Raw genomic sequence first — 6347 nt, 5'->3', positions numbered from 1 at the left:
GAGGAATTTTTGGGGAGGAGGGGGCTGACCGGCGGATTTCGGCCAATTGCTGCCCGTCGTGAGAGGAAGCAGATGACCCGATGCCCTTCAAGGAAGAGCGATAGCCACCACACTTGAGTCAGTACTCCACGGGGCCGAAATGTCCTATATATCCGACCTGAGTGAGTATCAATCGATTAATGCATTTGATGCTTACAAGGTCATTTTCCAGTGGACGTCCAAACAGGGCAAAATTTTGGATTGTGTATGCTTCTGCGTATTTTTCCCGCTCAGGATGATAGCGCCGCAGTGACATACCATAGGTGGTTTCAAAGGGATGGCCACCAGTGCGAATCAAACTAAAAAACGACGGGTAAATTATGCCGTCAAACCCCGCTTCTTTGGCCGCTAATGCGATTGCTCGGGAAATTTCATAGGAGTGAGAACGTGCCAGGAAGAGCATATGGATAGCCATATCCAAGCTTTCGAACTCTGTCACATCTTCTTCGAGTAAATGAGTAAGATCCAGGAGCCGTAGGTTTCGCTTGGGCTCCAGGGTAGCAACGTAGATATCGTCATCTGTCGATGCTCGACATTCATGGATGCAAACGTCGATGTCCTGCGATCCGTACATGATAGGAAAGCCTGGCGAGTCGAGTCGCCCCTTTCCAGCGAGTGCAATCGGTGGGCTGTCGTACTCTGCCGGATCAGCTGGACGTTGTGGGCAGATTCGTAGGCGATAAAACTTTTCCCCCATCACAAGTGTCTTTACTGGGTATTCCTTCATCACGCGCTTGATGATTTGCAACCGCTTCGATTCATCCTGAAGATCCTTAAGTGGCTCGACTTCGCCAATCATCCAGAGGCGTGGGCCGTAGTGGAAGAAGCCAAGCTGAGCAGCCTCCTCAAGAAGTCTGATGTCATCTTTGAGCCAGATCGAGGGCGATATATCGCTCCTCCCAAAGTGATGCTCGTTGCACTGAATAACAGGCGCTGCGCCGTAGTCGCAACGAACGGTAGTTCCACCCACAAAAAAGCGCCATGCAAGAGCTTCAATAAGCTCCTTCGTCAGCTTTCGCCCTTCTTGGCTATGACAATTCGGACATTTCAAGTGTTCCTCAATGCCGAGCTTGAATGCATCTATCCGCAGTCCTTCATCTGTGAAGCAATCAGAGCAAAGGAGGGTTTGATTCGTCTCCGCCGTTTCTTCTATCATAGTTCTACCGTGAATAGTTATATGGGGTTGAACTCAAACTTTAGACCTAGTGGATCGCTCCAGTTTTAAGCTCACTTGAGCCCGGCTGCTTTTGTCCTTTGTTGGCCGATTGCAGCCTGTCGCGAAGGGGCGTTATATAGCTGCCCCTTCCGAAAGTAAGCAATTGGCCAAAAGCGGCAATTCAACAGCGGGCGGACAGCTGCTAGTTAACTAGGGGCTCTCAATAAACCCCATTGATAATTAATGGCTTGAATAGCTTTGTGAAATTATTCCATCTTTTTAATTATGCTATCCAAAACTAATTTTTGACCCCGTTATAATAATATTGAAATGTTAATGTCGAGGCGAACGCATGCTCTTTGAGTCTCGGAAATCTCCACTCGCGCAACATTCTTCGTGCGTTACGATTATAAAAAAAAGAATAATGCGCTAAAATTTTTCGCTCGCTTGGATACAAAGAATCAGTCAATAAGCTAGAGAAAGATCGCTTTAATGGTTCTGGTATATCTGCATTATTAATAAGTCGCAAGGCACGAATAGCGCGATTATTAAATCCAATGCAGATGTCGTTATTTAGCAGGCCACTCACGACCCCTTTTACAGTTTGATATTGTGCGCGCGACGATAGTTTGCTGTGAGCGATATTATTCGCACTAATCTTCATTGATATTTTATCTCCCTCTGTAACTCCGGTATTTTTATCAGCCTGCCTGTAATGGATTTCACAATATGCTTCCAATCTTTCCAAAATTTGAAAGAAAGTTCCCTCAAATTTTTCTCGTTCAATAAATCTCATTTGACGCTCTAGGAAGTCAGCAGTTTTTCTCGCTTCGGCCGTCTGAATCATTGTAGTTCTCAACAATACCAGAAGTGCGATAAAGCTTAAGATTGGATTGGTTAGCCCTCCAATAAAATCACCAATTTGTCCAATATTGTTGTCAATGGCAAAATCCTGATCAAAAAGCATGAAAAAAGCAAAGCATATCAATAAGGCGAAAGCAGCCGCGCACCAAGCTACTAACGTTGAATCAAACGGCATCAATTGCTTCTCGTTTTTTTGTTTTTCTCGAGATAGAAAGTAAAAATAGAGCGCGAGCCCCGAAATACCAACAAGACTACAGATTAGTGTGATCAGAAGTACAATCATATTAGTTGATTCTCTCTAAGCTTAGCCCTGAACAGTAATTAATTTTAAATCGAATAAGTCTGCAAGCATCTTTGCTTCAGTCTTTTGATTTACCCATATGCGCTAACTGTTGTCAAACCCGCAGTTAACGATAATCGCGATTGCGTCCATGCGCGCAGCGAGAGGTAATGTAAGGAAAGGGTGATGCTGCAAGCGTCGCACGAAACTCCATTCAAATAAACCGATTACAACCCAGAAGTCGTTATACCTGCGTCTCAACACTTAGGTGACAGTATTCTATGCTAAAGGGTTGCTGTAGGTTGTGAATGCGCTTATGAGCGTCTGCTTTTGGCCGTTTGCAGCCAATGAGTCAACGCAAGGTTGTAACCGGCACGGATGGACCAAAGCTCATACACCGCCCACTCGCGTTTTCGTTCCAGCCTGCCCGCAAGCGCATCGCCTTGACCTCCTTATCTGTTCCACCTTCTTCATGGCCTTTCCCCACACTGTCGCGTCTTTTAAGCTTGCTGAAACGTTTCATCGAGTTTATAAATCGCAAACAACTCCAATAAAGGCCACCGCCATGACCCCGCTAAAACTCCTCGTCGCCCTCAGCGCATTCTCTGCCGCCTCCCACGCCCTAGCCTGGGATTACGTGCTCCTCGACACCGACAAAGCCGCCCAGAACTGGCAGGTCAGCAGCCAGCAACTCGGCATCCAAACCGACAAGCCCTTCAGCGTCACCCTGCGCACCTTGCACGGCGGTCGGCAGGAGGGCGTGAGCATCGTCGATATCGATAACGGCACGATGAAGCTCTCGGTAGTGCCGACTCGCGGCATGAACGTGTTGCAGGCGTCGGTCGGCGATGTGCGCATGGGCTGGGATTCGCCGGTCAAGGAAGTGGTCAATCCTTCCTTCATCGAGCTCAATGGCCGCGGTGGTCTGGGATGGTTGGAAGGTTTCAATGAGCTGGTCACCCGCTGCGGCTACGAATGGGTCGGGCACCCTGGCGTCGACAACGGCGAGTTGCTGACCCTGCACGGGCGGGCGGCCAATATCCCTGCGAACAAAGTCACCCTGCATATCGATGAAAAACCGCCGTACGCCATCACCCTGCGTGGCGAGTTGAAAGAGCAGGCGTTCAAGAAGGTCGATTTCTCCGTTGCGACCGAACTGGTCACCGAGCCTGGCAGTGTGGTGTTCGCCCTCAACGACACGCTGACCAACAATGGCGATTATCCGAAGGAATACCAGGCGCTGTATCACAGTAACTTCAGCACGCCGTTCCTGGAGCAGGGCGCGCGTTTCGTTGCGCCGGTGAAGCAGGTGTCGCCGTTCAACGACAAGGCCAAGGGCGAACTGGCCGATTGGCAAACCTATCGCGCACCGACGAAGGACTATGACGAAACGGTTTACAACGTGGTGCCGTATGCCGATGCCAAGGGCGATACCTTGACGGTGTTGCATAACAAGGCCGTCAGCCTGGGGGTTTCGGTTGGCTTCAATACGCAGACACTGCCGGTGTTTTCGCTGTGGAAGAATACTGATACCCAAGGGCAGGGCTATGTCACGGGGTTGGAGCCGGGGACGAGTTTTTCCTATAACCGTCGTTATCAGCGGCCACTGAACCTGGTGCCTACGATCGGGGCGAAGGACCACAAGCAGTTCCGTATCAGCTACAGCTTGTTGGCGGATAAGGCGGCTGTTGAAAAGGCCTTGAAGCAGGTCAGCGAGATTCAGGGTGGGCGTGAGACTGAGGTGCGGCAGACGCCTTTGGTGGATCTGACCAAGGGGTGACATTGGCTGAAGCCTTCACGCGGGCCCCGACGTTCTTCATCGACGCCGGAACCCGCGCCCTGCAACTGTCATCGATGGGCATGCATACTGAAATAACCGTATTTCAGGAGCCTATCCGTGATTCGCAGAGCATTACCCGCCGATGCAAAGGCCATTGCCCAAGTGCATATCAGCAGTTGGCAAGACGCCTACCGTGACCTGATGCCCGCCCAGTTCTTGAGCGGATTGCAAGCAACGCTTGCTCGGCGCGAAGCCCATTGGGTACGCTCGATTGCCTCGGGTGAGTCAACGGTATGGGTCGCCGAGGTGGGCCAGCAGGTGGTTGGCTGGATAGCCGTCGGCGCCAGCCGTGACGAAGACGCCGTGCAGGCCACTGCAGGTGAGGTCATGGCCATCTACGTACTCGCTGAGCATTGGCACACCGGCGTCGGGCGGGCCTTGTGGAATGCCGGCTTGCAGGACCTGTTGGCGCAAGGCTATGAGCGTTTGACGCTTTGGGTCTTGGCCGGTAATGAAAGGGCGATTCGATTTTATCGCCAGGCGGGGTGCGTCGAGGAAGCCGGGACAGAGCGCCATCTTGAGAGGGGCGGTATGGCGCTGGTGGAGGTGAGGTATGGTTTGCCGTTGAGATAGCCTAGGTATTTACGCAACTTGGGCATCAGTGGGATCTTTGTCGGCTGCCAGGCCGTCATCGCAGGCAAGCCAGCTCCCACATTTGGATCACGGGGTATCAATTATATTGGCGTCGGCTGCCAGGTCGTCACGGGAGCAAGCTACCTCGCCACAGGTGCAGCGTCGTACTGAAGTTAGGTGGATACCTATGCCGATGACGGTCATCTTCACAGGCGCATTCACGCCTCACTCATGCCTTACGCGCAGTCAACAACACCGCCGCGGCCGCTGACAACAAACCCGCGCAGCAGCGATTGAACAGGCGCTTGCCCTTCGGCTCGGCAAACCAGCGGCGCATATGCAGGCCCATATAGGCGTAGGCGCTGATAGCCACCCATTCCAAGGCCAGGAACATCACACCCAGCAGGGCAAATTGCGCGGTGATGGGTTGGCCGGGCACCACGAATTGCGGGAGGAAGGCGGTGAAAATTAGGATCGCTTTGGGGTTGCCCGCGGCCACCAGAAATTCCTGCCGCGCCAAGGCCCACAGACCTACCTTGCTCGTCGCGGTGTCCACCTGCTGCTGCGGGTCTGCGCGCCATAGCTGATATGCCAGGTAAAACAGATACGCCGCGCCGAGAATCTTGATCCCGTAGAACAACAACTCCGAGGTTTGCAGTACCACCGCCAAGCCAGCGGACGCGAGGGCGATCATGCCGGCGAAGGCGAGCAGACGGCCGAGACCGGCGAGGCAGGAGGTGCGGTAGCCATAGCGGGTAGCGTTGCTCACGGATAGCAGGTTATTGGGGCCGGGGGCCATGTTCAGGGCGAAGCAGGCGGGCAGGAAGAGGGCGAGGGTGGCGAGGTCCATGGCGGCTCCGGGTTGGCAGGTCGGGGAGTCTTGAGGATAAACGCATGAAGCGCGGTTTAACACTCCGTGGCTGGGCTTATGGCCCCGCGAGCGCTTCAGGTGCCGCGCCAAACAACCGATCAGCAATTTGCCTGCCCCGTCCCAAGCCTTCCTGCGTCAACCAAATGGATTTGTTTTTGTTCACCGGATAACTGATAAAACCTTGCTCGTGGAGTCGGTTCATTATTTGAAAGTCGTGGCCTTTCCATGAGTTGCCGTTATCAAAGCTGAAGGTGGTCAGCAGGGCAAGTACGGCTTCCTCAATCAGTTTTTCGTCGTATTCCATAATGGGTACTCCGCTTGAGTGACACAGACCCTGTTGAGTTTACGCTCAACATCACGCAGCACTCCACACCGCTAACTCATACCCATCCGGATCGGTGAAGTGGAACCGGCTGCCACCAGGAAACGAAAACGTCTGGCGTGTAATCACCGCACCCAGCTGTTGAAGCCGCTGCTGCACACTGTCCAAGTCATCTGCGTACACGATAACCAACGGGCCGCCCGGTCGCACAGGCTCGCCGGTGGTGAAACCACCCGTGAGCCGGCCATCGCTGAACTCGCTGTAGGTGGGGCCGTAATCGACGAACGTCCAGCCGAATGCAGCGCCGTAAAAGGCTTTACTGCGAGCGATGTCGCTTACGTTGAACTCAATATTGTCGATCTGTCTGTCTTTACCGGCTCTGCTCATGGTGGCCTCCGTGGC

At 53.0% G+C, this 6347-nt stretch carries 7 protein-coding genes; 2 read left to right on the top strand and 5 right to left on the bottom strand.

Going from position 1 to position 6347, the window contains the following annotated elements; genetic code table 11:
- Positions 1-118 precede the first annotated feature (118 nt).
- Both JFT58_RS27890 and JFT58_RS27885 read right to left on the bottom strand, forming a co-directional pair.
- Positions 119-1195: an RES family NAD+ phosphorylase gene (locus JFT58_RS27890; RefSeq protein ID WP_054897363.1), complete on the bottom strand. Its 1077-nt coding sequence runs from the start codon at positions 1193-1195 to the stop codon at positions 119-121.
- Between the two features lie 298 nt (positions 1196-1493).
- Positions 1494-2234 carry a hypothetical protein gene (locus JFT58_RS27885; RefSeq protein WP_140915291.1) on the bottom strand — a complete coding sequence of 247 codons (741 nt, stop codon included), beginning with the start codon at positions 2232-2234 and terminating at the stop codon, positions 1494-1496.
- A gap of 670 nt (positions 2235-2904) precedes the next feature.
- On the opposite strand from JFT58_RS27885, the gene JFT58_RS27880 reads away from it, so the two are divergent.
- On the top strand, positions 2905-4119 hold the full coding sequence (locus tag JFT58_RS27880; RefSeq protein WP_054897365.1) for an aldose 1-epimerase family protein: 1215 nt from the start codon (positions 2905-2907) through the stop codon (positions 4117-4119).
- 117 nt (positions 4120-4236) lie between these two features.
- Positions 4237-4752 (top strand): GNAT family N-acetyltransferase, encoded by a 516-nt coding sequence (locus JFT58_RS27875; protein WP_054897366.1) that lies wholly within the window; start codon positions 4237-4239, stop codon positions 4750-4752.
- 229 nt (positions 4753-4981) lie between these two features.
- Here the strand turns inward: JFT58_RS27875 and JFT58_RS27870 are convergent, their stop codons facing one another.
- The 3 genes from JFT58_RS27870 to JFT58_RS27860 form a co-directional block, all read right to left on the bottom strand.
- Positions 4982-5602, bottom strand: a complete 621-nt coding sequence (locus JFT58_RS27870; RefSeq protein WP_034127571.1) for a LysE family translocator — start codon at positions 5600-5602, stop codon at positions 4982-4984.
- Between the two features lie 76 nt (positions 5603-5678).
- Positions 5679-5927 (bottom strand): DUF6429 family protein, encoded by a 249-nt coding sequence (locus tag JFT58_RS27865; protein WP_054897367.1) that lies wholly within the window; start codon positions 5925-5927, stop codon positions 5679-5681.
- A 51-nt stretch (positions 5928-5978) separates the two neighbouring features.
- Positions 5979-6332 carry a VOC family protein gene (locus JFT58_RS27860; RefSeq protein WP_054897368.1) on the bottom strand — a complete coding sequence of 118 codons (354 nt, stop codon included), beginning with the start codon at positions 6330-6332 and terminating at the stop codon, positions 5979-5981.
- Positions 6333-6347 lie beyond the last annotated feature (15 nt).

Origin of the sequence: Pseudomonas sp. MF6767 (genome assembly GCF_016405475.1) — a bacterium.
GTDB classification, from domain to species: Bacteria; Pseudomonadota; Gammaproteobacteria; order Pseudomonadales; family Pseudomonadaceae; genus Aquipseudomonas; species Aquipseudomonas paracarnis.
Note: the sequence above shows the minus strand (reverse complement) of the source record. Positions and strands in the feature narration are given on the sequence as shown.

Bases quoted from the DNA above. Each gene is read 5' to 3' on its own strand.
- JFT58_RS27890 (WP_054897363.1), bottom strand. From the start codon at position 1,195: ATGATAGAAGAAACGGCGGAGACGAATCAAACCCTCCTTTGCTCTGAT.
- JFT58_RS27885 (WP_140915291.1), bottom strand. From the start codon at position 2,234: ATGCCGTTTGATTCAACGTTAGTAGCTTGGTGCGCGGCTGCTTTCGCC.
- JFT58_RS27880 (WP_054897365.1), top strand. From the start codon at position 2,905: ATGACCCCGCTAAAACTCCTCGTCGCCCTCAGCGCATTCTCTGCCGCC.
- JFT58_RS27870 (WP_034127571.1), bottom strand. From the start codon at position 5,602: ATGGACCTCGCCACCCTCGCCCTCTTCCTGCCCGCCTGCTTCGCCCTG.
- JFT58_RS27865 (WP_054897367.1), bottom strand. From the start codon at position 5,927: ATGGAATACGACGAAAAACTGATTGAGGAAGCCGTACTTGCCCTGCTG.
- JFT58_RS27860 (WP_054897368.1), bottom strand. From the start codon at position 6,332: ATGAGCAGAGCCGGTAAAGACAGACAGATCGACAATATTGAGTTCAAC.